We start from the raw sequence: 24,521 nt of genomic DNA on the forward strand, positions 1-24,521 counted from the left end.
GCTGTCAGGAGTCGATGTCGAAGGCGAGCGTGACCTTGGTGCCCGCCTTCAGCGTGCGGCCCACGGTGCACACCTTGTCGATGGCGCGCTGCACGGTGACCAGCAGCCGCTCGCGCGCCTCCTCGTCGAGCTCGCTCAGGTCGAGCTCGAACACCTCGTCCAGCTGCGGGTAGACCTCGTTCTCCCGGTCGGCGTCGCCCGCGACGTGGATGGTCGCGTCGAAGTTGTCGCCCAGCTTGCGCGAGAGCGGGAAGTCCGCGCTCAGGCCGGAGCAGGCGGCCAGCGCGATCTTCAGCAGCTCGCCGGGCGTGAACACACCGGGCACGCCCTGCGATCCGATCAGCACCTCGGCGCCGCGGGAGCTGCGTCCGGTGTACGCGCGGGTGCCGGTGCGCTCGACCCAGAGGGTGGTCGGCTCCACGGTGGTAGACGCCGTGGCGCCGGTCGCGGGGGCAACGGTTGGTTCAGCCATGGGTTCGATCCTGCCATCTTCGTCGGGAACGGCTCACGCCTGCCAACAGCGTGCGAGCGGACGCCATTCCTGGGTGCGACCGCGGCCACATCGGCCATCCGACGCCGTGCGTCGACAGCCCACGCCTGTCCGAGGAAGGCGCGGCTCCGCTCAGACTTGGAAGCGATACCCCATGCCCGCCTCGGTCAGCAGGTGCTTCGGCCGCGACGGATCGTCCTCCAGCTTGCGGCGTAGCTGCGCGAGATAGACCCGCAGATAGTGGGTTTCGGTCGCGTAGGACGGCCCCCACACCTCGCGCAGCAGTTCCTTGCGGCCGACGAGTTTGCCCTTGTTGCGGACCAGCATCTCGAGCATCCCCCACTCGGTCGGCGTGAGATGGACGGCCGCGCCGTCCTTGGTGACCTGCTTGGCGGACAGGTCGACGGTGAACGAATCGGTGACCACCACCGGATCGGACGTCTCGCCGTCGGTGGCGCCGCGGCGCACGGCGGCACGCAGCCGGGCCAGCAGTTCGTCCATGCCGAACGGCTTGGTCACGTAGTCGTCGGCGCCCGCGTCGAGCGCCTCCACCTTGTCGGTCGAGTCGGTGCGCGCCGAAAGCACGATGACCGGCGCGCTGGACCACCCGCGCAGTCCGCCGAGCACCTCGATGCCGTCCATGTCGGGCAGCCCGAGGTCGAGGATGACCACGTCGGGGTGCTTGTCCGCGGCCGCGCGCAGTGCGGCGGCGCCGGTGCCCGCGGTGATCACCTCGTAGCCGCGCACCGACAGGTTGATCCGCAGCGCGCGCACGATCTGCGGCTCGTCGTCGACCACCAGCACCTTGGTCGGCGGCGGCTTCGACGCTTCGGCCTCCGGCCTGACGTCGCTCACCACGAATTCCCGTGCGGCCAGATCCGTTTCACCACGTTCCACCACCTTCGTCATCCTGGCGTACCTCCGGCCCGCGCCGCGCCACCGCCGTCTCTACCATCCTCCCCGGCCCCGACACGCTCCACCGAAGCCGCGCCGGACGACTCGCGACCGACCCCGGCCGGGCGCCATTCGCTCGCCGCGATCCCGCCGCCCGCCGCTGACTCCGACGACGGCGCTGACGCCGAACCGCTTCCCCCCGGCACCTCGACCTCGCTCGTCGCCCCGCCGCCGTCGACGCCGACCGCCGACCCGGGCTCTGGCGCCGCACGGTTACGCTCCGACACCTCGGCCGCACTCGGCCTCTCGCCCCCGTCGAGGCCGACCGCCGACGCCACCTCGGCCGCGCCTCGTGCGTCCGCGCTTTCCGAACCGGCCGTCCACGCTTCGGCCCGCACCTCCGCCGCCTCCTCCACGACCGGCGCAGCCGACTCCGCCGCGGGCAGATCGACCAGCATCGTCAACCCACCGCCCGGCGTCGGCTCGGCGTGCACCACGCCGCCCATCGCCTCGACGAAACCGCGCACCACCGAGAGCCCGAGGCCGACGCCGGTGGTGTTGTCCCGATCGCCCAGCCGCTGGAACGGTTCGAAGAGCTGCTCCTCCGCGCCGGGCGGCACCCCGGGTCCGCGGTCGACCACCGCGATCGCGACATGGTCGCCAGCACGCTCGGCGGTCACCCGCACCGGGCTGTCGGGCGGTGAGTGGCGGATCGCGTTGTCGATCAGATTGGCGAGCACGCGCTCCAGCAGACCCGCGTCGGCCAGCGCCGACACCTCGCCGACGGACACCTCCACCCGGTTCATCGCCGCGCGGCGCAGACCGCGGGCGCCCATCCCGACGCTCACCAATGCGCGGTGCACCACCTCGTCCATGTACACCTGCCGCAGCTGCGGGCTGACCACGCCGACCGCCAGCCGCGAGGAGTCGAGCAGGTTGCCGACCAGCGCGGTGAGCTGGTCCACCGATTCCTCGATGGTCTCCAGCAATTCGGTGGTGTCCTCCGGCGAGAACTCGATGTCGTCGCTGCGCAGACTGGATACCGCGGCTTTCGCGCCCGCCAGCGGCGTCCGCAGATCGTGGCTAACCGCAGAGAGCAATGCACGGCGCAACCGGTCCGCCTCGAGCAGCGCCGCCGCGGCGCCCGCCTCCTCGGCGAGCCTGGCCTGGCGCACCAGCCCCGCCGCCTGGTTGGCCACCGCGTTGAGCACCGGAAGGTCCGCCGCGTCGAGCGTGCGTCCGGCGAGCAGCAGCAGGCTTGTGCCGTCCCCCGCCTCGATGACGGTGTCGGCCGCACCCTGCTCCCCGGGCGGTTCCGTGCCGACCTCAGCGACGACGGCGCCGCCGTGCACCATGCTCACCGCCCGCAGCCCGAACGTCTCGCGCACCTGTTCGAGCAGATTGGGCAGGTCCGCGCCGTGCAGCACCGCACCGGCGAACATGGTCAGCAGCTCGGCCTCGCGGGAGGCCTTGCGCGCCTGCCGCGTTCGCTTGGCGGCGACGTCCACCAGCGCCGCCACCGCGAGGGCGACGATCAACATCACCACCACCGTGACGAAGTTGTCCGGTTCGGCGATGGTGAGGCTGTAGCGCGGATCGGTGAAGAACCAGTTCAGCAGCAACCCCGACAGCAGTGCCGAGAACGAGGCGGGCAGCACACCGCCGAGCAGCGCGACCGCCACTACCCCGATGAAGAACACCGCGCTGAGCCCGCCCAGCTGCAGGTGGGCGTCGAGCACGGTGGCGCTGAGCACGCACACCAGCATCGGGACCAGGAGGGCAGCGGTCCAGGCGAGAGCGGGCTGACGCGGCACCAGTCCGCGCCAGCGCACGCCGTTATGGGCCTCCTCGTGGGTGACCATGTGCACGTCGATCTTCCCGGAGCGCTGCACGACGGCCGAGCCGATGCCCTCGTCGAAGATGCGCGCCCACCGGGAACGCCGCGAGGTACCGAGCACCAGCTGGGTCGCGTTCACCTCGCGGGCGAACTCCAGCAGCGTGCCGGGCACGTCGTCACCGGTGACGGTGTGCAGCGAGGCGTCCAGGCTGGCCGCGAGTTCGCGCAGCCGAGCGAGCCGCTCGGTCGAGACGCCCGCGAGCCCGTCCCCACGCACCACGTGCACGACGACGAGATCAGCGCTGGATTTCGTCGCGATCCGGCTCGCCCTGCGCACGATCGTCTCCGACTCCGGCCCGCCGGTCACCGCGACGACGACGCGTTCGCGCGCCTCCCACAGCTCGGTGATGTGGTGGTCGGCCCGGTATTTCGCCAGCGCGGCGTCGACCTGGTCGGCCAGCCACAGCAGCGCGAGTTCGCGCAGCGCCGTGAGATTGCCCGGCCGGAAATAGTTGCGCAGCGCGGCGTCCACCTTGTCGGCCGCGTAGACGTTGCCGTGCGAAAGCCTGCGCCGCAGCGCCTCCGGCGTGATGTCCACCAGCTCGACCTGTTCGGCGCCGCGGACGACGGCGTCCGGGACCGTCTCGCGCTGCTGGATGCCGGTGATCCGCTCGACGACGTCGTTGAGGCTCTCCAGGTGCTGAACGTTGACCGTCGAGATGACGTCGATGCCCGCGGCGAGCAATACCTCGATGTCCTGCCAGCGCTTCTTGTTGGCGCTGCCCGGCGTGTTGGTGTGCGCGAGTTCGTCCACCAGCACGACCGCGGGCGCGCGCCGCAGCACCGCGTCCACATCGAGTTCCGGGAACCGCGCGCCGCGGTATTCGATGAACTTCGGCGGTATCCGCTCGATACCCGCCAGCAACTCCTCGGTCCTGGCCCGGCCGTGCGTCTCGACCACCGCGGCCACCACATCGCGACCGCGCCCCAGCCGCCGGTGCGCCTCGCCGAGCATGGCGTACGTCTTGCCGACGCCCGGCGCGGCACCGAGGTAGATGCGTAGTCGACCGCGTTTCACTTGTCCATCATCGCTCTTCCGAGCAGCCACGCCGCGAATCCCTCGAATCAGTCGGCGCGCTGCGTCGACCCTCACGCATCGACGGTCCGCGCGGCGTCCCGCGGCCGTACGCGCCGGCCCCCGACGGTCGCCCGCCGCGGCCCGACCGCCTCCCCGCGCAGCGCGAACCCCCGAATGACCAGCGCGCAGCACACGAATCCGAGCAGCACCGCGATGGTGACGGTCGACATATCGATCCTCTCCACAGAACAAGAAGGGCACCGGTTGCGCTGAAAGCCCCGCCTGGCCGGCCACTACACGAATACCGCCGTCACCGCCGTCCACCACGCGTCTTTACGGTCTCTTGACGCTCTCCGCCCCGTCCTTGACGCCATCCTTGTGGTCGGTCGAAAGCGGTTTCAGCGCCGCCTTCTCGCACTCCGGATGGCGGCGCGGTGGGCGATCCAGCGGCCGGTGGAGCGGGCTGAGGCACAGATGAGCACAGTGCCGAAAAAGAGGAAACCGAGAACGGAAGGCCCCAATGGGTCGCCGTTTTTCGTCACTATGGCCGCACCGATACCGAAGGTAGCCAGCAGTACGGCGATAGCTGAAGAGACGATTGCCAGGACACGGCCGACCCGGGTGGCCATGAACAGCAGTAGTCCGGAACCGCCCGACAGCACCGTGACGATTCCGACGACCACGAGCGCGAGGAACGACTCCGCCGCACCATCGGAACGGGTCTCGACCATTTCGCTTGTCTCGATCGCGCCGAGAACGAAGAGGGCGCCACTGAGCAATCCGACGAGCGTCATGAGCAGTCCCGCGACCACCGCGGCGGCCTTCGACGGGGCCGGGTCGTGCGGTCCGGCCCAGCCCGGCCAGGGATAACCGCCTGCGGCAGCCAGCGGGTGCGGCCCGGCCATCGGGACCGGCCCACCGGGCGTCGGCCATGCCGCGGGATCGACCCACTGCTCCGGTCGCCGATCCTCGACCGGGTGTACCGTCGGCGCCGCGGGCATCACGACATGCTTGCCCTCGAGCACATCCCGAAACGCGGTCGTGAATTCCGAACAGCTGCCGAACCGTTCGGCACGCTGCTTGGCCATGGCGCGGGCCAGGACGGCGTCCACGGCGGGCGGCAGATCCGGGCGCGTGGCGGTGAGCCGCGGCACCGGCTTCGAGAGATGGCCCATGACGACCTGGCCGGGGTTGGTGGCCGCATAGGGCGGATGTCCGCTGAGGATGGCGAACAGCGTGCAGGCCAGGGAATACTGATCGCCGCGCTCGTCGACCACCTCGCCCGACAGCTGCTCCGGCGATCCGTAGGCGATGGTGGCGGTGAAGGTGCCGGTGGCGGTGAGGTGGGTGTTGGCGTCGGTGAGCCGGGCGATACCGAAATCGGTGAGTACCGAATGTGATTCGCGGCCACCTGCGGCGTCGGCGAAGAGGATGTTGGCGGGTTTGACGTCACGGTGCAGCACAGCCCGGCTGTGCGCGTAGTCGAGCGCCGCCGCCGTCTCCCCGATCAGCCGGGCCGTCGTCGTCACCGGCTGCGCTCGACCATTCCACGCCGAGGCGTCCATGCCGCGGATGTACTGCATCGCGATCCACAGATGCCCCTGCTCCGCACCGCGATCGAACACCCCGACGATCCCCGGATGCTCCAGCCGCGCAACGACATCGGCCTCCAGCTCGAACCGCCGAGTCAGCTCGGGATCGGTGGAAACCTGCTGGTTCAACAGCTTCAACGCGACACTGCGCGGCAACCGCGGATGCCGAGCCAGATAGACGGTACCCATTCCGCCCTGCCCGAGCACCCCTTCGAGCCGATAGCCGGCGAAGGTAGCACCCACCCCCAACACGACCGCTCCTTCCGCACGCCTTCGACACCGTGACGCTACCGCACCCTTCTGCTCCGGCTCGGCGCGGAACGGGCGGGCGGGCGGACGCCGATCACCACGGGTCGCCCCGTCGAGGCGATGTGTGTGGCAGGGGTGCGGCCCGCACGTTTACGACCGGTTCGTCCAGCGACCCGCCCGTTAACGGATCGTCAATGCCGAGGCACGAGGCGCTAAGAACCCGTCAGGGAGGCGGCCTGCCACGACGAACGAGCGTTGTACTCGCTGTGCGCTCCACATCCGGGAGCGCAAGGAGGTCGGAAAGTCATGTCTGTCGTGGTGTTCACGGCGCTCACGATCGCGGTGTTCGCACTGCTGGGTCTGATTCAACGAGGGGTGGAGAAGCTGTGACCGCGAACCTGATCGGTCTCGCGCTCGCCGTTCTCGTCGCCGTCTACATGGTGGCGGCCCTGCTCTTCCCCGAGAGGTTCTAGGTGAACACGACAACCGCGGGGATCGTCTTCGTGGCGTCCCTGGTCTTGGCGCTGGTCCTGGTGCACGTCCCCCTCGGCGACTACATGTACCGCGTCTACAGCAGCACAAAGCACTCCCGCGCGGAGCGGCTGATCTACCGCGCCATCGGCGCGAAGCCGGAAGTCGAGCAGACCTGGGGCGTCTACGCCCGCAGCGTCCTCGCGTTCTCGGCGGTCGGCATCCTGTTCCTGTTCTTCTTCCAGTTGATCCAGGACAAACTGCCGCTGCACCTGAACGATCCGGGCACCGAGATGACCCCGGCGCTGGCCTGGAACACCGCGGTCAGCTTCGTGACGAACACCAACTGGCAGAACTACTCCGGCGAATCCACCCAGGGGCACCTGGTGCAGATGGCCGGGCTCGCCGTGCAGAACTTCGTCTCGGCCGCGGTCGGCATGGCGGTCGCGATCGCGCTGGTGCGCGGTTTCGCCCGCAGGCACACCGGTGATCTCGGCAACTTCTGGGTCGACCTGGTGCGCGGCACGCTGCGCATCCTGCTGCCGATCGCGTTCGTCTTCGCGATCGTGCTGGTGGCGGGCGGCGTCATCCAGAACTTCCAGCTGCACGACCAGGTCGCGCAGACCTTGGCGGGCGCGGAGCAGACGATCACCGGCGGCCCGATCGCCAGCCAAGAGGTGATCAAGGAACTCGGCACCAACGGCGGCGGCTTCTACAACGCCAACTCCGCGCATCCCTTCGAGAACCCGACGACCTGGACGAACTGGATCGAGATCTTCCTGCTCCTGGTCATCGCCTTCTCGCTGCCGCGCACCTTCGGCCGGATGGTGGGCAGCTCCAAGCAGGGCTACGCGATCGTGGCGGTGATGGGCACGATCGCGCTGGCCAGCATCGCGCTGACCAACCTGTTCCAGCTGCAGCACCACGGAACCGTGCCGACGGCCATCGGCGCGGCCACCGAGGGCGTGGAAACTCGCTTCGGCGTGTCGAATTCGGCCACCTTCGCGGCTTCGACGACGCTCACCTCCACCGGTGCCGTGGACTCGTTCCACGATTCCTACACCAGCCTCGGCGGCATGATGGTGATGTTCAACATGCAGCTCGGCGAGGTCGCGCCCGGCGGCGTCGGCTCCGGCCTGTACGGCATGCTGATCCTCGCGGTGATCACCGTCTTCGTCGCGGGCCTCATGGTCGGACGCACACCGGAATACCTGGGCAAGAAGATCACGCCGCGCGAAATCAAGCTGGCCGCTTCGTATTTCCTCATCAGCCCGCTGCTGGTGCTGACGTTCACCGCGATCGCCATGGCGCTGCCCGGCCAGCGCGCGGGCATGCTGAACGGCGGGCCGCACGGCCTGTCGGAGGTGCTGTACGCGTTCACCTCGGCCGCCAACAACAACGGCTCCGCCTTCGCGGGCCTCACCGGCAACACCGAGTGGTACAACACCGCACTCGGCCTGGCCATGGTGCTCGGCCGGTTCCTGCCGATCATCTTCGTGCTCGCGCTCGCCGGATCACTCGCCAAGCAGGGCACCACGCCCGCGTCGATCGGCACGCTGCCGACCCATCGCCCGCAGTTCGTCGGGCTGGTGGTCGGCGTGACCGTGATCCTGGTCGCGCTCACCTTCCTGCCCGCGCTCGCGCTCGGGCCGCTCGCCGAAGGAATCCACTGACATGATCGGTACCGCAACCGAACCCGACATCCGGCCCGAGACAACGCCGGAACGCGGCGACCACAAGGTCGCCCGCGGCGTGCTCGACCCCGCCCTACTGCTCACCTCGCTGCCCGACGCCTTGCGCAAGCTGGACCCGCGCACGCTGTGGCGCAATCCGGTGATGCTGATCGTGGAGGTCGGCGCCGCCTGGTCGACCGTGCTCGCGATCGCCGATCCGAGCGTGTTCGCCTGGGCCATCGTGGCGTGGCTGTGGCTCACGGTGCTGTTCGCCAACCTGGCCGAGGCGGTCGCCGAGGGCCGAGGCAAGGCCCAGGCCGACACGCTGCGCAAGGCCAAGACCGACACGGTGGCGCGCCGCCTGGTCGACTGGTCGCCCGGCGCGCGGGTGGTCGAAGAGCGGGTCGCCGCACCCGAACTGCGTCGCGGCGACCACGTGGTGGTCGAGGCGGGGCAGGTCATCCCGGGCGACGGTGACGTCGTCGAAGGCATCGCCTCGGTGGACGAATCGGCCATCACCGGCGAATCCGCCCCCGTCATCCGGGAATCCGGCGGTGACCGTTCGGCCGTCACCGGTGGCACCACCGTGCTCTCGGACCGGATCGTCGTCCGCATCACCCAGGAGCCCGGGCAGAGCTTCATCGACAAGATGATCGCCCTGGTCGAGGGCGCGAGCAGGCAGAAGACGCCGAACGAGATCGCGCTGAACATCCTGCTCGCCGCGCTCACGATCATCTTCGTGTTCGCCGTCGTCACCTTGCAGCCGCTGGCCATCTTCTCGAAGGCGAACAACCCCGGCGTGCTGGACACGGCGGCGCTGAACGCCGACGGCATCACCGGGATCGTCATGGTCGCGCTGCTGGTCTGCCTGATCCCGACCACCATCGGCGCACTGCTGTCGGCGATCGGCATCGCGGGCATGGACCGGCTGGTGCAGCGCAACGTGCTCGCCATGTCGGGCCGCGCGGTCGAGGCCGCGGGCGATGTGAACACGCTGCTGCTCGACAAGACCGGAACGATCACGCTCGGCAACCGGCAGGCCTCGGATTTCCTTCCGATGCCCGGCATTCCGGACGACGAGCTGGCCGACGCCGCGCAGCTGTCCAGCCTCGCGGACGAAACGCCGGAAGGCCGCTCGATCGTGGTGTACGCCAAGCAGGCCTACAACAAGCGCGAGCGCACCCCCGGCGAGCTGACCGGCGCGACCTGGGTGGAATTCACCGCGCAGACCCGCATGTCGGGCGTCGACCTCGCCGACGGTCATCGGCTGCGCAAGGGGGCGGCGAGCGCGGTGACCGAATGGGTGCGCGCCAACGGCGGTTCGGTGCCCGACGATATCGGCGTCATCGTGGACGGTATCTCCGCCTCCGGCGGCACTCCGCTGGTCGTCGGCGAGATCAACGACGGCGTCGCCCGGCTGCTCGGCGTGATCCACCTGAAAGACGTGGTGAAGCAGGGCATGCGGGAGCGCTTCGACGAGATGCGCAGAATGGGCATCCGCACCGTCATGATCACCGGCGACAATCCGTTGACCGCCAAGGCGATCGCGGACGAAGCGGGCGTCGACGACTTCCTCGCCGAGGCCACCCCCGAGGACAAGCTCGCGCTGATCAAGAAGGAACAGGACGGCGGACGCCTGGTCGCCATGACCGGCGACGGCACCAACGACGCCCCCGCCCTTGCCCAAGCCGACGTCGGTGTCGCGATGAACACCGGCACCTCGGCGGCCAAAGAAGCGGGCAACATGGTCGATCTCGACTCCGACCCGACCAAGCTCATCGAGATCGTGGAGATCGGCAAACAGCTGCTCATCACGCGCGGCGCGCTGACCACGTTCTCCATCGCCAACGACATCGCGAAGTACTTCGCCATCATCCCGGCGCTGTTCGTCGGGCTGTTCCCCGGCCTGGACCTGCTCAATATCATGCGCTTGGCCAGTCCGCAGTCGGCGATCCTGTCCGCGGTGATCTTCAACGCGATCGTCATCGTGGCGCTGATCCCGCTGGCGCTGCGCGGCGTTCGCTACCGACCGTCGCACGCGTCGAAACTGTTGAGCCGCAACCTGACCGTGTACGGCCTCGGCGGCATCGTCGCGCCGTTCGTCGGCATCAAGCTCATCGATCTCGTCGTCCACCTCCTCCCCGGGATGTCCTGACATGCGTATGTCCACTTGGATCCGGCAACACCTTGCCGCACTGCGCGCTCTGCTGGTGCTGACCGCGATCACCGGAATCGTCTATCCACTGGCAGTTTTCGCGATCGGCCAACTGCCGGGGCTGAACGAGAAAGCCGACGGCTCGCTGCTCGAGTCGGACGGAAAAGTGGTGGGCAGCAGCCTGATCGGCCAGTCGTTCACCGACGCCGACGGCAACGCGCTCGCCCAGTACTTCCAGAGCCGCCCGTCCGCCGCCGGTGACGGCTACGACCCGCTGTCCACGGCGGCGAGCAACCTGGGACCCGAGGACATCGTCGACCAGAACGTCTTCGATCCCGAGGGTCGAGCGAGCCTGCTGAGCACCGTGTGCGCGCGAAGCAAGGAGATCGGCGACCGTGAGGGGGTCGACGGTTCCCGTCCGTTCTGCACGAACGACGGTGTGGGCGCGGTGCTCTCGGTGATCGGTCCGCGCGACGCCAATGGCGAGATCTCGCGTCCGGTCCAGGTCATCAGCGTGAACCAGGCGTGCCCCGCCACGCCGTTCGTCGACGCCTACCACGGCGTGCGAGTCGAGTGCGCCGAGGAGGGGGTCGACTACTCGGTCGGCCGCCTCGTGCCGATTCGCGGCGACGCGCCCGCCGACCCGGTGGTTCCCGCCGACGCGGTCACCGCGAGCGGCAGCGGACTCGATCCGCACATCTCCCCCGCCTACGCGGAGCTCCAGGTGCCCCGGATCGCCAAGGAACGCAACGTTTCCGAGGAGGAGGTGCGCGCGCTCGTCGCGGCGCACACCGAGGGAAGGACCCTCGGGTTCCTCGGTGAGCCGCGGGTCAACGTGGTCGAGCTGAACCTCGACCTGGACAGCACGCACCCGTTCCGCGGCTGAGTTCCTGGCTCACCGCATCAGTAGCGGACAGCCCCGGCGCATCTGCGCCGGGGCTGTCCTCGTTTCGGCGGCGGAGCCACCGTCGAACAACCTGTCTCACACCGTGGTTCGAACGGTCAGGTCGTCCAGCAGGATCATGACCTCACCTTCTCGCTTGACGACGTCGGTCAGCCGGATCTTCAGCCCCTGGAGATCGGCGTCGGCGATCGCGTCGGCTGGTTCGTGACCGAGGCGCTGCCAGTCCGGGCCCGCGCTGATACTGCCGAGCGCCAACTCTCGCTCACCGTGTTCGCCACCGAGGCGCGCGGACACCCGGATCGACGCGTGCGGCGAGCGCACCCACAGGTTCACCACCGCCAACCGACCGGCGATCGAGAACGACTGTCCCGGCTTCGCCACGAGCTCGACCTCGAGATCGGCCTCCGCCGACTTGACCAGCAGCACGAGCGCCCGGTGATCCTCGCCCGCGACGCCGTCGGCGTAGACGCCGGGCGTCTTGCTCGGCGCGCCCTCGGCGAACGTGGTGAGGTGCGTCCGGCCCGCCCCGTCCCCCGCGAGCTCCCACTTGTCCTTGTTCTCGAAGTCATCGAGCAGCACCTCGACCGATGCGTCCGACATCCCCGCTGTCCCTTCCCTGCGTCGCATCCCGCCGGACACCCTCCGGCTCGCCATGAACCCTACAAGTTCACCGGGTGCGCCCGCCGCGCGAGGACACGCGGCCGGGTCCGAAGCCCTTTCGATGTCACATTTCTCGGAGCCATCTCGTCTCACCGGGGTAAGGCGAAATCTCGACGAAAGGACGACCGCATGTCACGGATGAAGCTGCCGGAGCTCGCACCCGAGGTCTACCAGGCGTGGATCGCCGCCGAAGGCGCGATCCGGCGTGGGCCGCTGGACCCGATGATCCGGGAACTGGTGAAGATTCGCGCCTCGCAGATCAACGGGTGCCTGTACTGCATCGACATGCACACCACCGACGCGCGCCTGGCGGGCGAGACCGAGAAGCGCATCTTCCAGCTCGACGCCTGGCGCGAATCCTCGCTCTACACCGAGGCCGAGCGTGCCGCGCTAGCCTACGCCGAAGCCGTGACCCGCCTCGGTGAGCACGGCGTGAGCGACGAGATCTGGGCCGAGGTGGAGAAGCACTTCGAGGAGGGCGCGCGAGCGGGCTTGGTCGCGATCACCGCGATGATCAATCTCTGGAACCGGATCGGCGTGCCGCTGCGCATGCGACCCGAGCCGGTCTGACGGGCGAGCCCGACCGGGACGGACCGGTCGGATTGTCGGTGCCATCGGCCAGGATGGGGTCATGACGGAACTATCGCTACGCGAGCTGAACCGGACCCTGCTGCTGCGCCAGAAGCTGGTCGAGCGGGTGGATCTGACGCCGTTCGAGCTCGTCAGGCACCTCGTAGCGGTGCAGGGTCAGGAACCCAACTGGCCCTACATCGGCCTGTGGACGCGCCTGGCCGAGTTCCGGCACGACGATCTCGCCGCCCTGCTGCGCGATCGAGAGCTGGTGCGCTCCACCATGATTCGCCGCACCGTGCACCTGGCCGACGGCGCCGACTTCCGCTGGCTGCGCCCCACCGTGCAGCCGATCGTCGACGCGGCGCTGAAAGCCGCGTACTACCGCGAGGAGATCGACGGCATCGATCTGGTCGAGCTCGCCGCCGCGGGCCGCGAACTGCTGGCCGGAAAGCAGTTGAGCCGCGGCGATTTCGGCAGGCTGCTCGCCGACCGGTTTCCGGATCGGCATGTCCGCAGGCTCGCCGAGACCGTCGAATTGCTCGTCCCCCTGGTGCACGGCCCGGACACCGGGACGTGGGGCCGTTGGCGCAACCGCTACGTCACCGTGGGTCTCGCCGAGGAGTGGATCGGCGCGCCGATGGCAGAGCCCGACCCCGCCGCGCTCATCCGGCGCTATCTCGCCGCCTTCGGTCCGGCGACCGTGGCGGACATGCAGGCATGGGCGGGCATCACCCGGCTCGCCGAGGTGGTCGACGAGATGCGCTCGGAGCTCGTGGTCTACACCGACGACCGGCACCGCGTGTTGTTCGACCTGCCGGACGCGCCGCTGGCCGATCCGGAACTCGACGTCCCGGTGCGCTTCCTGCCCGCCTTCGACAACGCGCTGCTCGGCCACAAGGACCGCCGCAGGGTGATCAGCGAGGAGGATCGCCAGCGCACCGCGAAGGAAGCCTCGGCGGGCGTGCCGATGTACCTCGTCGACGGATTCGTGCACGGCCGCTGGGCGCTCGAGGACGACACCGTGCGCATCACGCCCTGGCATCCACTCTCCGCCGCGGACGAGGCCGCCCTCCGGGCGGAAGCTGTAAGTTTGCTGGAGTTCGCCACGCCCGACGGGCATGGAAAAATTTTTGTGGAGAGCGCATAAAAGCTCCGAAAAAACCGCTGCCGATAAGCACAAATTCGAGATGGAACTATCAGTCCGGTAACAGATCGAAGAAGATTTCCAGCAACTCCTTGGTTTGAGCCTCGCCAAACGAGGTACAACCCCTTCGGCCTCCCCTGACACGTTCCACTGTGACAGGCCAACCAAAGCCCCATGGACGGCGGTGAAGTTTTCGCTCCACCTCCGCCGGCGGCGGCCACCACGTTAGGCACCCGGCGCATCGGTGTGCTGGGTGGATGCGAGTGCAATGGTTGTGTCCCTGGAAGGAGGGTCATGAGCGCAGTGTTCTCGGCGCCGGTTTCGGCGCAGCGTGTGGCTTCGGATCTTCTGTCGATCGATCACCCTGGTACCCGATTCCGCATTGCCATGGTTGTTCCGCCCTATTTCGACGTGCCGCCGAAGGCTTACGGCGGCGTCGAGGCGGTAGTCGCCGATCTGGTCGATTCGTTGGTAGCGCGTGGCCATGATGTGACGCTGTTCGGTGCGGGCGAGCCCGGTACCAAGGCTCGCTTCGTTCCCCTCTGGGATCGGGCATTGCCCGAACGGCTCGGAGATCCGTTCCCCGAGGTCGTGAACGCGCTGAAGGCGCGAAGGGCGATCGAACGCCTGCACGCGACACACGGCGTCGATCTCGTGCACGACCACACCTTCGCCGGTCCGCTCAACGCACCGGCGTACTACGGCCTCGGCCTGCCCACCGTGGTGACCGTGCACGGGCCGGTGCAGGACGACTGCTACCGGTACTACCAGGCCATGGGCGACGAGGTGTCGCTCGTCGCGATCAGCGACCGCCAGCGCGCGCTCGCCCCCGACCTGCACTGGGTCGGGCGGGTGCACAACGCGCTACAGGTGCAGGACTGGCCGTTCCAGACCGAGAAAGAGGACTACGCGCTGTTCCTCGGCCGGTTCAACGAGTGCAAGGCGCCGCATTTGGCGCTGGAGGCCGCGCACGCCGCCGGAATTCCACTCATCCTGGCTGGCAAGTGCAGCGAACCACCTGAGCTGGCGTACTTCGAGGAGAAGGTGCGTCCGCTGCTCACCGACCGCGATCACGTCTTCGGGATGGCCGACGCCAAGGCCAAGCGCAAGCTGCTCGCCGGTGCGCGCTGCCTGCTGTTCCCGATCCTCTGGGAGGAACCCTTCGGCATGGTGATGATCGAATCGATGGTGTGCGGCACACCGGTGGTCGCGCTGCGCGGCGGCGCGGTCGAGGAGGTGGTCGTCGACGGCGTCACCGGACGCATCTGCGACGATCCCGCCGAACTGACCGCGGCGATCGCCGAGGTGCAGACGATGGATCCGGCGGCGTGCCGGGCCCACGTCGAGGCGAACTTCGGCGCCGACGGCGCGGGCCGCGGCTACGAGCAGGTCTACCGCAAGCTCCTGCGGCCGAAGACCCGGGTCGCCACCCGTGTTCCCGAGACCACCGTCCCCGTGGCGGTCGCGGGCAGGCTCGCGTGACGGGAGCCTCCGCCGCGAGCGGCCCGACGCCGCTCAACTCGGGTGAACCCGCGGGCTTCGGCGGAGCCGGGTCGGTGACCCTGGTGGAAGGTGGCACCTTCTGCCTGTCGAACCGGCTCGGCGACGTCGAGCCCGGCCGCCCGCACGGGCTGTTCTTCCGGGACGCGCGCGTCCTGTCGCGGTGGGAACTGCTCGTCGACGGCAGACCGGCGGAGCCGCTGTCGGTCCTCAGCCCGGAGGCGTTCATCGCGCGATTCGTCATGCGCAGGCCGCCGCATGCCGGGCTGGCCGACAGCACCCTGCTCGTCGTGCGCGAGCGCATCGTCGCCGACGGCATGCACGAGCTGCTCACCTTGGAGAACATGGGCCGCGAACCCACCGCGGTCACCTTGGAGCTGCACGTCGACGCCGATTTCGTCGACCTGTTCGCGGTCAAGGAGGGCCGCGCGGGACATTCGCGCGCCGATGTGACCGTCGCCGAAGGCGAACTGCTGCTGCACGATCGCTCCGACCGGATGCGGGGTATCACGATCTCGGCCACCGTGGAACCCTCGGTGCTGCCCGGCACGCTGGTGTGGCGGGTCGTCGTTCCGGTCGGCGGCAAGTGGCAGACCGAGGTCATCGCGCAGCCGACGCTGGGCAACCAGCAGGTGCAGATGCCGCTCATGCCGGGCGAGCACATGGGTTTCAGCGCACCGTGCCGCAAGATCGCGGCGTGGCGCGACACCGCCACCGACATCTCCTCGGCGGACCCGGTGCTCACCCAGGTGCTGCGCCGTACCGAAAGCGATCTGGGCGCGCTGCAGATCCACGACGACACCGGCGAGAGCAGGCCGTTCGTCGCGGCGGGCGCGCCGTGGTTCATGACGCTGTTCGGGCGCGACAGTCTGCTCACGGCGTGGATGGCGTTGCCGCTCGCCGTCGACCTCGCCCTCGGCACGCTGCAACAACTGGCGGAACTGCAAGGCCAGGAACTGAATCCGCTCACCGAAGAAGAGCCGGGCCGGATCATGCACGAGATGCGGCGCGGACCTTCGGGCGGGCAGGTGCTCGGCGGCAACATCTACTACGGAACCGCCGACGCCACACCGCTGTTCGTGATGCTGCTCGCCGAATGCCATCGGTGGGGCGCTGATCCGGCGGCGATCGAAGATTTGCTGCCCGCCGCAGACGCGGCCCTGGAGTGGATCACCGAGTACGGCGACCGCGACGGTGACGGGTTCGTCGAGTACCGTCGCGCCACCGATCGGGGTCTGATCAACCAGGGCTGGAAGGACAGCTACGACGGAATCAACGACGCGGGAGGACATCTCGCCGAGGCTCCGATCGCGCTGTGCGAGGTGCAGGGCTATGTGCACGCCGCCCTGCTCGCCAGGGCCGAGCTGGCCGAAGCCTTCGACGAGATGCGCCTGGCCGGGCGCCTGCGCGAGCGGGCGGCCGAACTGCGCGGCAAGTTCACCGAACAGTTCTGGATGCCCGATCGCGGCTGGTACGCGGTCGCTTTGGACGGCACCAAACGGCACGTCGACGCGATGACCAGCAATACGGCGCACTGTCTCTGGGCGGGTATCGCCAGCGACGAGCACGCCGAGGAACTGGTGCGTCAACTGGCCAAGGAGGAGATGGACACCGGATTCGGGCTGCGCACGCTGGCCTCCAACATGGGCGCCTACAACCCGATGAGTTACCACTGCGGCTCGGTCTGGCCGCACGACACCGCGATCGCCGTCGCCGGCCTGCTGCGCTACGAGCACGTGCCGGGCGCGACGAAGCTGGCCACCCGGCTGGCCACCGGATTGCTGGACGCCGCAGCGGCTTTCGACGGGCGCCTGCCCGAGCTGTTCTGCGGATTCCCGCGCTCTCGGTTCGCGGTACCGGTGCCCTACCCCACGTCCTGCTCGCCGCAGGCGTGGGCGAGCGCCGCGCCGCTGCTGTTGGTGCGCGCTTTCCTCGGCTTGAATCCCGATGTGCCGCGACGCACGCTGACGGTGCGACCGCGGCTGCCCCAGTCCTGGGGCCGGGTGACGCTCACCGCGCTGCGCCTCGGCGACGTCAGCGTCGACCTGGAAGCCGAGGGTCATCAGATTCACGCGGCACGACTGCCGGACGATTGGCAACTGATCACGCTATGAAACGCTCATAACGGCCCGCGCACGGGAAACGGGCGTCCCGCAACGCACTGTCGCGGGCTGGAGGTGCACGATGCAGACATCGCTGGACAAGCGGGATCTGTGGAGCACTCAGCACAGAGACTGCGGTATCGAACCGACCGACCTGGACATGGAACTCGCGCAGTTCCTCCGCAGCGTCCACGCCGGGCACGGGCCGGACTGTCGCCAGTATCTGGCGGCCGCCGCCTACTGTTTCGGCCACACCGAAACGGACTGACCCGCAACGCGCGACGACCGTTCAGGAAGCCGGTGCGCAGCGGCCTCGTTCGAGCAGATCGCTGGCACATGGCTCATTGCCGTGCGCGCGAAGCACTTCCGCCCCCACGTCCGCGGTCAGGTAGTGCAGGAAGCTCGCCGCGAGCGAATCGCCGGGTAGATCGCCGTTGCTGTAGGCGTATTCGACGCCCCAGAAGGGGTAGGAGCGATCGATCGCGGCCTGTCGTCCCGGCGCGACGCCGCCGAGCGTGAGCACGCGCATCTCGGCCCTGCGCGCCTCGGACAGCTCCGAATAGCCGATCGCACCGGGAATCTCCCCGACCGCCTTGTGCATGTCCTTGGTGACCGGCACGTCGCAGTAGGTTCCCGCGGTGTCCTTGATGGCAGTGCAGCTGCGGTGCGGGCGGGCCGGTTGCGCTCCGCCGAGCAGCGCGTTCTCGAAGATCACCCGAGTGCCCGATCCCGGCGCCCGATCGATCAGCACGACGGGCAGATCCGGACCACCCACTTCGCGCCAGTTGGTGATTCGACCCTGATAGAGATCCCTCACCTGGGCGACGGTGAGATCGGTGATGCCGAGATCTTCGTGCACGACGACGGCGAACGCCGACAGCGCGAGCGGACGAGCTTGCAGCGCGGTGTAACCCGGACCTTTCGCACCGTCGCTGATCGTCAGGAGGCTGTAATCCGGCCCGGCCTCGGCCAACCGGTCGAGACCCCGTTCGGTGCCCTCGAAGTCGAAGGCGAATTCCGCTCCGGTGCAGCGCTTCTCGTACTGCGCCGCAGCGTCGCGGATCACCGGATCGAACGCCGAGGAGCCGACCAGCGTGAGCTTTCCCGCGGCGCAGTCGAGCGGCGGCGGCGGTGGCTGTAGCGCGTCGACGACGAACTGCCCGATGATCACCGACACCAGGAACACGGTGAGCAGCAGCATCACGCGGGAGATGCCGGTGCGGCTGCGCGTCTCCACGACGCTCCCGCCGCGAATGTCGCCACGCAGCACGGGGTCCGGAGTCTGATCGTTGGTGTCGCCGTTGCCCTCCCCACGCTGCAGGATGGCGAGGATCTTGTAGTGCGCGTTCCGGGTCAGCGGCACCTTCGGCAGATCGATGACGCCCGTACGCCCATCGGCTCCCACAGTGATGGCGATGCCCGAGGTGGGACCGAGTCTCGAGGCCAGGTCCGTGTCACTCAGCTCGGTCACGGCCATGCCGATCACCCGGCGCTGCGGGAAGTGCAGATGCAGGCCGACCTGTTGGGAGGGCGACAGATAATCCGACTCGGAGATCGCGGTGTTGCCGCTGTTCTCGATGCGGACCAGCACCACCGACAGCCCGCGAAGCTGTTCCCGCAGTTCGGCTTCGGTACCTGCGGGGTCGGGATGCAGCCGCTCCAGCACACCGGGATACACCGATCCGATCTCGCCGGTGACGGGCGTGTCCATCTGCACGCGGTAGCCGAGCCGCCTGCGGCCGACGAAGACGAATTCCCACAGGAAGGCCGCGAGCGGCACCACGATACCGATGAACGCGAGGACGGTATCGAGCGGAAAATCGGCCAACGCTTGCCCCACCCCTGAGTATCCTTTCGCCCCTCATTCTGCTGTGCCGCACCGCGATTCGTCCGCGCGACCCCCGAGTATTCGCCGAGCGTTCACCGGCCGACCATCCGGCTCGGTCAGTGCGACGCCGCCCAAGCCAGCAACTCGTCCACCGGCCAGGTGTTGATCACCCGGTCCGGATCGACGCCGTTGGCGACGGCGCGCTCGCAACCGTAACCCTGCCAATCCAATTGGCCCGGTGCGTGCGCGTCGGTGTCGACGGAGAAGTGGCAGCCGATCTCGACGGCCAGCCGCAGCAGCCGGGAGGGCGGGTCCAAACGCTCCGGGCGGCAGTTGATCTCGACCGCGGTGCCGTACTTCTTGCACGCCTCGAAGACGAGTTCGGCGTCGAAGGTGGATTCCGGGCGGGTGCCGCGGCCACCGGTGACCAGCCTGCCGGTGCAGTGGCCGAGCACGTCCACGTTCGGATTCGCGACCGCGTAGACCATGCGCTTGGTCATCGTCTCGCTGTCGGCGCGCAGGTGCGAATGCACGCTGGCCACTACGATGTCCAGCTCGGCGAGCAGGTCGGCTTCCTGATCGAGGGTGCCGTCGTCGAGAATGTCGACCTCGATGCCGGTCAGGATGCGGAACGGCGCGAAGTGCTCGTTCAGCTCGGCGACCAGGTCCAGCTGGCGGCGCAGCCGCTCGGCGGACAGGCCGTTGGCGACGGTCAGGCGCGGCGAATGATCGGTGAGCGCGCAGTACTCGTGCCCGAGCGCCGCGGCGACGCTCATCATCTCCTCGATCGGGCTGCCGCCGTCGGACCAGTCGGAGTGGGTGTGCAGGTCGCCGCGCAGCCGGGTGCGCAGCGGCTTGCCCGGCACGCCGATGGGCTGCGCGGCGCGGCGCAGATCGGTCAGGTAATCGGGCACCTGACCCGCGCAGGCCTGCGCGATGACGGCGGCGGTCTTCGGTCCGATGCCCGGCAGATCCTGCCAGATCCCCGCCGCCTGGTACGTGGCGAGCTCATCGGCCGACAACCCCGCCACCACATCGGCGGCACCGCGGTAGGCCTTGACCCGGTAGCTCTTGGCGCGTTCGCGCTCGAGCCAGAAGCCGATCTCGCGCAGCGCTTCCACCGGACCGGGCGTGTCGGCCCTGTCCGGTTCGGCGATGCGATCGGCGTCCGTCACGCGGCTAGTGGATCCGGCTGTACTTCACGAATGCCACCCCGTCCTCGAACACCCGGCTGGTGATCACCCGGAACCGCGCCGCCTCCGGCAGGCGTGGCCCGGAGCCGAACAGCGAGCGGCCGCGGCCGAGCACGATCGGATACAGCTTGAGGAAGATCTGGTCGATCTCCGGAAGCAGTACCTGAGCCAGCTCGCCGCCGCCGCACAACCAGATGCCGAGTCCCCTGTCCCGCTTGAGTTCTCGGACCCGCCCCAGCGGATCGTCCGAGATCAGCTCGACGGCCGGGTCCGGGCTCTCCGGCAGCGTCGTGGAGACGACGAACTGCCGCAGATGCGCGTACGGGCTCGAGGTGCCGGTCCGCACCCCGAAGTCGTGCGTCTTGCGGCCCATCAGCACCGTGTCGAAGTTGGCATTGCGCTTGTCGATGCCGCGCGCTTCCCGCACCTTGGTCGGCAGGGTCTCGGGATACTGCGCGGTGATCGCCGGGCCGTGGTCGCCGCCGACCGGGAAGAAGTCGACCGACCCATCCTCGGTGGCGATGAACCCATCGATCGTCGACGCGACGTAATAGGTGAGCTTGCGCATATGTCCTTCCTCCAGGCGACCGGGCGGGGGTCCCGGACCGCATGAGGAAACGGTAGCTCGCTCGGCTCAGCGGTGGCGCGGCTTCGGCTGGCAGCGCGGACAGTAATAGGAGGAACGGTTCATGAAACGCTCGCGGACGATGGGCGCGCCGCAGCGCGGGCACGGTTCGTCCGCCCTGCCGTAGACGGCGAGCGCGCGTTCGAAGTAGCCGGACTCGCCGTTGACGTTCACGTAGAGCGCGTCGAACGAGGTGCCGCCGGCGACGAGCGCCTCGCCCATCACGGCGGCAGTCGCGTCGAGCAGCGCGCGGACCGTGGGTCGGGTGAGACCGGAAGCCGGACGACCGCCGTGGATACGGGCACGCCAGAGGGACTCGTCGGCGTAGATGTTGCCGATGCCGGAGATCACCGACTGGTCCAGCAGCACCCGCTTGATCTCGGACTGCTTGGCCCGGATCGCCGCCACCGCCGCCTCGCGATCGAAGCGCGGGTCCAGCGGATCCCTGGCGATATGGGCGACCGGCTCGGGCACCAGCGTTCCGTCGACCTCGACGAGCGGCGCGAGCGCCCAGCCGCCGAAGGTGCGCTGGTCGATGAAACGCAGCTGGGTGCCGTCGTGCAGGGTCGCCTGGATGTGCGCGTGCTTCTCCAGCGGCGCGTCGGCGGGCTGCACCAGCATCTGGCCGCTCATGCCGAGATGCACGACCAGCGCGTCGTCGCCGTCGTCGAAGGTGAGCCAGAGGTACTTGCCGCGTCGTTCGGCCGAGGCCACCCGCTGCCCGGCCATGCGGGCGGCGAGATCGGCCGCGCCCTCGAGGTGGCGGCGCACCGAGCGCGGGTGCGTGACGGTCACCGATTCGATGGTGCGGCCGACGACGTGCTCGGCGAGTCCGAGCCGGACCGTCTCGACCTCGGGGAGTTCGGGCACGTCAGGCTTCGGCGGTCAGCGCCTGGTAGGCGGCGCCCGCGGCCTTCTGCTCCGCTTCCTTCTTGGACCGGCCGATGCCCTGCCCGTAGGCACGGCCGCCGATCACCGTGGTCGCGGTGAACTCCTTGTCGTGGTCGGGCCCCGTCGAGGTGATCTCGTAGCTGGGCACGCCGAGTCCGCGTTCGGCCGTGAGTTCCTGCAGGCTGGTCTTCCAGTCGAGACCGGCGCCCATGCGGGGACCGCGCTCGAGCAGTTCGGCGAACAGCCGCAGCACAACGCCGCGCGCCACGTCGATGCCGTGCTGCAGATGCACCGCGCCGAGCAGCGACTCCATGCCGTCGGCGAGGATGCTCGGCTTGTCCCGGCCGCCGGTGAGCTCTTCGCCCTTGCCCAGGAGCAGGTGGACGCCGAGCCCGCCCTCGCCGAGCCCGCGCGCCACCTCGGCGAGCGCGTGCATGTTGACCACGCTCGCCCGCAGCTTGGCCAGTTCGCCCTCGGACTTGTCCGGGTGCTCGTGGTACAGCCGCTCGGTGATGCTGAGGCCGAGGACGGAGTCGCCCAGGAATTCCAGGCGCTCGTTGGTCGGCAGCCCGCCGTTCTCGTAGGCGTACGACCGGTGCGTCAGCGCGAGGCGTAGCAGATCCGGTCGCACGTCGACGCCGAGAGCTTCGAGCAGGCTGGCATGTTCACCGGACGAGCCGGCTTCGTCCTTGCTGACGGTCACGTCGATACGACAGGTCGAACTGTCAGACGGCGGCGGTGACCTGGCGGCCCTTGTAGGTGCCGCAGGACGGGCACGCGATGTGCGGCAGGGTCTTCTCGCCGCAGGCGCGGTTCGGGCAGGTGATCAGGGTCGGCGCGGTGGCCTTCCACTGGCTGCGCCGCGACCTGGTGTTGGAACGGGACATCCGGCGCTTGGGAACGGCCACGACTAACTCTCCTCTGTGCTAATTGCTCTGCCGGTTCGGCTGACGGTCTTGCGTTTATCGGTCTGGGTCGGCGTCCGCGTCGGGACTGCCGTTGCCGGGCGATTCGGTGGCGAACTTCGCCAGCCCGGCCCAGCGAGGGTCAAGTATCTCATGCCCATGATCGGAACCCGCAATCGCCATCCGCACGCCACATTCCGGGCACAGCCCGGCGCAGTCCGGCGTGCACAGCGGCTGCAGCGGCAGCTCGAGGCCGATGGCGTCGACGATCACCGGTTCCAGGTCGATGAGGTCGTCGTCCATCCGGTAGACCTCGTCGTCCTCGGTGGTCTGCTCGGTGGTGCTGTCGGGGTAGGCGAACAGCTCCGTGACCTGAAGGCGGACCTCGTCGGTGAACGGCTCGAGGCAGCGCGAGCACTCCCCCGCCGTCGGCGCGGTCACCGTCCCGGTGACCAGCACACCTTCGGACACCGCCTGCAGCTGCAGGTCGAGTTCGACCTCCGACCCCTCCGGGATGTAGATCAGGTCCAACCCGATCCGCGCGGCGGTGGTGACCGTGCGCTGCTGCTCCCGCATGGTGCCGGGGCGGCGCCCCAGGCTGCGGGTGTCCAGCACGAAACCCGCGTCCACCTTGCGGTGCGAGGCCGCACGGTGACGCGACGCGGAACCGGAACCGGCGGGCATCACGAACTCACTCACGATCGAAGGGAAATGGGCAACCACTCAACAATACGCGAGGGGTCGGCCGAACCTCAAAACGCCGACGGCCCTGGGGCGTCGGTTCCGCGGGCCATCCGCGGTGGCGTCGGCGCGGCGACGGGCCGCGGCCGGGGTCAGCGGCGGAATTCCGCCGCGTAGTCGGGCACGCCCGCACCGCTGCGCAGCTGCTGCCGTCCGCGACCGACGACGCGCAAGGTGCCGTTGAGCGTCTCCTCGAACTGCGCGAGCGTCGAGTCCACGTAGTGGTCGCACTCGTCGCGCATCCGGTCGACCTCCTCGTGCGCGCTGTCGATGAGCCGCGCCGATTCGGCGTGCGCGGCCCGCACCACCTCGGTCTGGGTCACCAGGCGTTCCTGTTCGGCGAGGCCCTCGGCCACCGAGCGCTCGTAGGACGCCTTGCCCGCCTCGATCATGCGCTCCGACTCGGTGCGCGCCCGGCCCGTCACCGCCTCGTACTCGGCATTGCCGTCGGCCACGATGCGCTCGGCCTCGGCCTGCGCGGTGGCGACCAGGTGATCGGCGTGCGCGCTCGCCTCGGCGACCATGCGGTCGGCGTGCGCCTTGGCGTCGGCGAGAATGCGATCGGCCTCCTCACGGGACGCGCCGATGGTCTGCTCGGCCTGTTCGTTGGCGGTGGTCACGGTGAACTCGGCGGCCGCGCGGGCGTCCGAGACGATCTTGTCGCGGTGGTCCAGCACGTCCTGGGCGTCGTCGAGTTCGCCGGGCAGCGCGTCGCGCACGTCGTCGAGCAGTTCGAGCACGTCACCGCGGGGCACGATGCAGCTGCGGGTCGGCGGGATCCCGCGCGCCTCTTCGACGATGGCCACCAGCTCGTCGAGTGCCTCGAATACGCGATACATGCTCACTACCCCGCTCTCCTGCTGACTCAGGCGAAACTCTCCGCCGACGCCCAGTGTGCCCCTCATCACGGCGGATGCCGAGTCCTCTTTCGGTGTGTCGTGACAGTGTCTCGCACACCACAAAATCAAGTGGAGGAAGACCCTCCACTTCGTGCTACATTTTTTCAGAAGAGGGTC

General features: G+C 69.0%; 22 protein-coding genes and 1 pseudogene. 9 read left to right on the top strand and 14 right to left on the bottom strand.

From position 1 onward, the window contains the following. Positions 1-4 precede the first annotated feature (4 nt). The 5 genes and pseudogenes from T333_RS31785 to T333_RS31805 form a co-directional block, all read right to left on the bottom strand. On the bottom strand, positions 5-472 hold the full coding sequence (locus T333_RS31785; protein ID WP_354999304.1) for an OsmC family protein: 468 nt from the start codon (positions 470-472) through the stop codon (positions 5-7). Positions 473-622: 150 nt separating this feature from the next. Beyond that, positions 623-1,294 (bottom strand): response regulator, encoded by a 672-nt coding sequence (locus tag T333_RS31790; RefSeq protein ID WP_496426853.1) that lies wholly within the window; start codon positions 1,292-1,294, stop codon positions 623-625. A 512-nt stretch (positions 1,295-1,806) separates the two neighbouring features. Beyond that, positions 1,807-4,299 (bottom strand): annotated as a pseudogene (locus T333_RS31795) (ATP-binding protein); the annotation flags it as partial. Positions 4,300-4,370: 71 nt separating this feature from the next. Continuing rightward, entirely contained in the window at positions 4,371-4,529 is a 159-nt protein-coding gene (locus T333_RS31800; protein ID WP_354999302.1) for a hypothetical protein, read from the bottom strand. 168 nt (positions 4,530-4,697) lie between these two features. After that, positions 4,698-6,143, bottom strand: a complete 1,446-nt coding sequence (locus T333_RS31805; protein ID WP_496426791.1) for a serine/threonine-protein kinase — start codon at positions 6,141-6,143, stop codon at positions 4,698-4,700. Between the two features lie 191 nt (positions 6,144-6,334). Between T333_RS31805 and T333_RS31810 the strand changes: the two genes are divergently transcribed. The 4 genes from T333_RS31810 to T333_RS31825 are packed head-to-tail and all read left to right on the top strand — an operon-like array spanning position 6,335 to position 11,325. Further along, positions 6,335-6,613: a potassium-transporting ATPase subunit F gene (locus T333_RS31810; protein WP_354999300.1), complete on the top strand. Its 279-nt coding sequence runs from the start codon at positions 6,335-6,337 to the stop codon at positions 6,611-6,613. Beyond that, the gene (gene kdpA, locus T333_RS31815; protein ID WP_496426792.1) at positions 6,614-8,284 is read left to right on the top strand and encodes a potassium-transporting ATPase subunit KdpA; all 1,671 of its coding nucleotides are present in this window, start codon (positions 6,614-6,616) and stop codon (positions 8,282-8,284) included. A gap of 1 nt (position 8,285) precedes the next feature. Continuing rightward, positions 8,286-10,439 carry a potassium-transporting ATPase subunit KdpB gene (kdpB, locus tag T333_RS31820; protein WP_357253774.1) on the top strand — a complete coding sequence of 718 codons (2,154 nt, stop codon included), beginning with the start codon at positions 8,286-8,288 and terminating at the stop codon, positions 10,437-10,439. 1 nt (position 10,440) lies between these two features. Further along, positions 10,441-11,325 (top strand): potassium-transporting ATPase subunit C, encoded by an 885-nt coding sequence (locus T333_RS31825; RefSeq protein ID WP_496426793.1) that lies wholly within the window; start codon positions 10,441-10,443, stop codon positions 11,323-11,325. 96 nt (positions 11,326-11,421) lie between these two features. Here T333_RS31825 and T333_RS31830 read toward each other — a convergent pair whose 3' ends face one another. Then, positions 11,422-11,943, bottom strand: a complete 522-nt coding sequence (locus T333_RS31830; RefSeq protein ID WP_354999296.1) for a hypothetical protein — start codon at positions 11,941-11,943, stop codon at positions 11,422-11,424. A gap of 189 nt (positions 11,944-12,132) precedes the next feature. Here T333_RS31830 and T333_RS31835 point away from each other — a divergent pair, with 189 nt between their 5' ends. The 5 genes from T333_RS31835 to T333_RS31855 all read left to right on the top strand — a co-directional run bounded on the left by T333_RS31835 (position 12,133) and on the right by T333_RS31855 (position 17,590). Then, a complete protein-coding gene (locus tag T333_RS31835; RefSeq protein ID WP_354999295.1) occupies positions 12,133-12,573 on the top strand; it encodes a carboxymuconolactone decarboxylase family protein in 441 nt (146 codons plus the stop codon). 61 nt (positions 12,574-12,634) lie between these two features. Beyond that, a complete protein-coding gene (locus T333_RS31840) occupies positions 12,635-13,723 on the top strand; it encodes a winged helix DNA-binding domain-containing protein (protein WP_496426794.1) in 1,089 nt (362 codons plus the stop codon). A gap of 291 nt (positions 13,724-14,014) precedes the next feature. Next, complete coding sequence (locus T333_RS31845) at positions 14,015-15,202, top strand: glycosyltransferase family 4 protein (protein ID WP_496426795.1); 1,188 nt, start codon at positions 14,015-14,017, stop codon at positions 15,200-15,202. Beyond that, complete coding sequence (locus T333_RS31850; RefSeq protein WP_496426796.1) at positions 15,199-17,334, top strand: amylo-alpha-1,6-glucosidase; 2,136 nt, start codon at positions 15,199-15,201, stop codon at positions 17,332-17,334. The genes T333_RS31845 and T333_RS31850 overlap by 4 nt, the downstream gene beginning before the upstream one ends. Positions 17,335-17,404: 70 nt before the next feature. After that, the gene (locus T333_RS31855) at positions 17,405-17,590 is read left to right on the top strand and encodes a hypothetical protein (protein ID WP_141809478.1); all 186 of its coding nucleotides are present in this window, start codon (positions 17,405-17,407) and stop codon (positions 17,588-17,590) included. A gap of 21 nt (positions 17,591-17,611) precedes the next feature. Here the strand turns inward: T333_RS31855 and T333_RS31860 are convergent, their stop codons facing one another. From T333_RS31860 to T333_RS31895, 8 genes are all read right to left on the bottom strand, one after another. Beyond that, positions 17,612-19,162 carry a PstS family phosphate ABC transporter substrate-binding protein gene (locus T333_RS31860; protein ID WP_496426797.1) on the bottom strand — a complete coding sequence of 517 codons (1,551 nt, stop codon included), beginning with the start codon at positions 19,160-19,162 and terminating at the stop codon, positions 17,612-17,614. Between the two features lie 104 nt (positions 19,163-19,266). Beyond that, positions 19,267-20,325 carry a PHP domain-containing protein gene (locus T333_RS31865; RefSeq protein WP_496426798.1) on the bottom strand — a complete coding sequence of 353 codons (1,059 nt, stop codon included), beginning with the start codon at positions 20,323-20,325 and terminating at the stop codon, positions 19,267-19,269. Between the two features lie 4 nt (positions 20,326-20,329). After that, on the bottom strand, positions 20,330-20,911 hold the full coding sequence (locus tag T333_RS31870) for a dihydrofolate reductase family protein (RefSeq protein ID WP_354999291.1): 582 nt from the start codon (positions 20,909-20,911) through the stop codon (positions 20,330-20,332). 66 nt (positions 20,912-20,977) lie between these two features. Further along, on the bottom strand, positions 20,978-21,838 hold the full coding sequence (gene mutM, locus T333_RS31875; RefSeq protein WP_496426799.1) for a bifunctional DNA-formamidopyrimidine glycosylase/DNA-(apurinic or apyrimidinic site) lyase: 861 nt from the start codon (positions 21,836-21,838) through the stop codon (positions 20,978-20,980). Between the two features lies 1 nt (position 21,839). After that, positions 21,840-22,562 carry a ribonuclease III gene (rnc, locus tag T333_RS31880; RefSeq protein ID WP_067782039.1) on the bottom strand — a complete coding sequence of 241 codons (723 nt, stop codon included), beginning with the start codon at positions 22,560-22,562 and terminating at the stop codon, positions 21,840-21,842. A gap of 22 nt (positions 22,563-22,584) precedes the next feature. Next, entirely contained in the window at positions 22,585-22,767 is a 183-nt protein-coding gene (rpmF, locus tag T333_RS31885) for a 50S ribosomal protein L32 (RefSeq protein ID WP_014987105.1), read from the bottom strand. Between the two features lie 54 nt (positions 22,768-22,821). Next, positions 22,822-23,448, bottom strand: coding sequence for a YceD family protein (locus T333_RS31890; protein ID WP_354999839.1), 627 nt, complete (start codon positions 23,446-23,448; stop codon positions 22,822-22,824). A gap of 149 nt (positions 23,449-23,597) precedes the next feature. Beyond that, positions 23,598-24,344 (bottom strand): DivIVA domain-containing protein, encoded by a 747-nt coding sequence (locus T333_RS31895; protein ID WP_354999838.1) that lies wholly within the window; start codon positions 24,342-24,344, stop codon positions 23,598-23,600. Positions 24,345-24,521 lie beyond the last annotated feature (177 nt).

It is taken from the genome of Nocardia sp. CNS-044 (genome assembly GCF_059570515.1).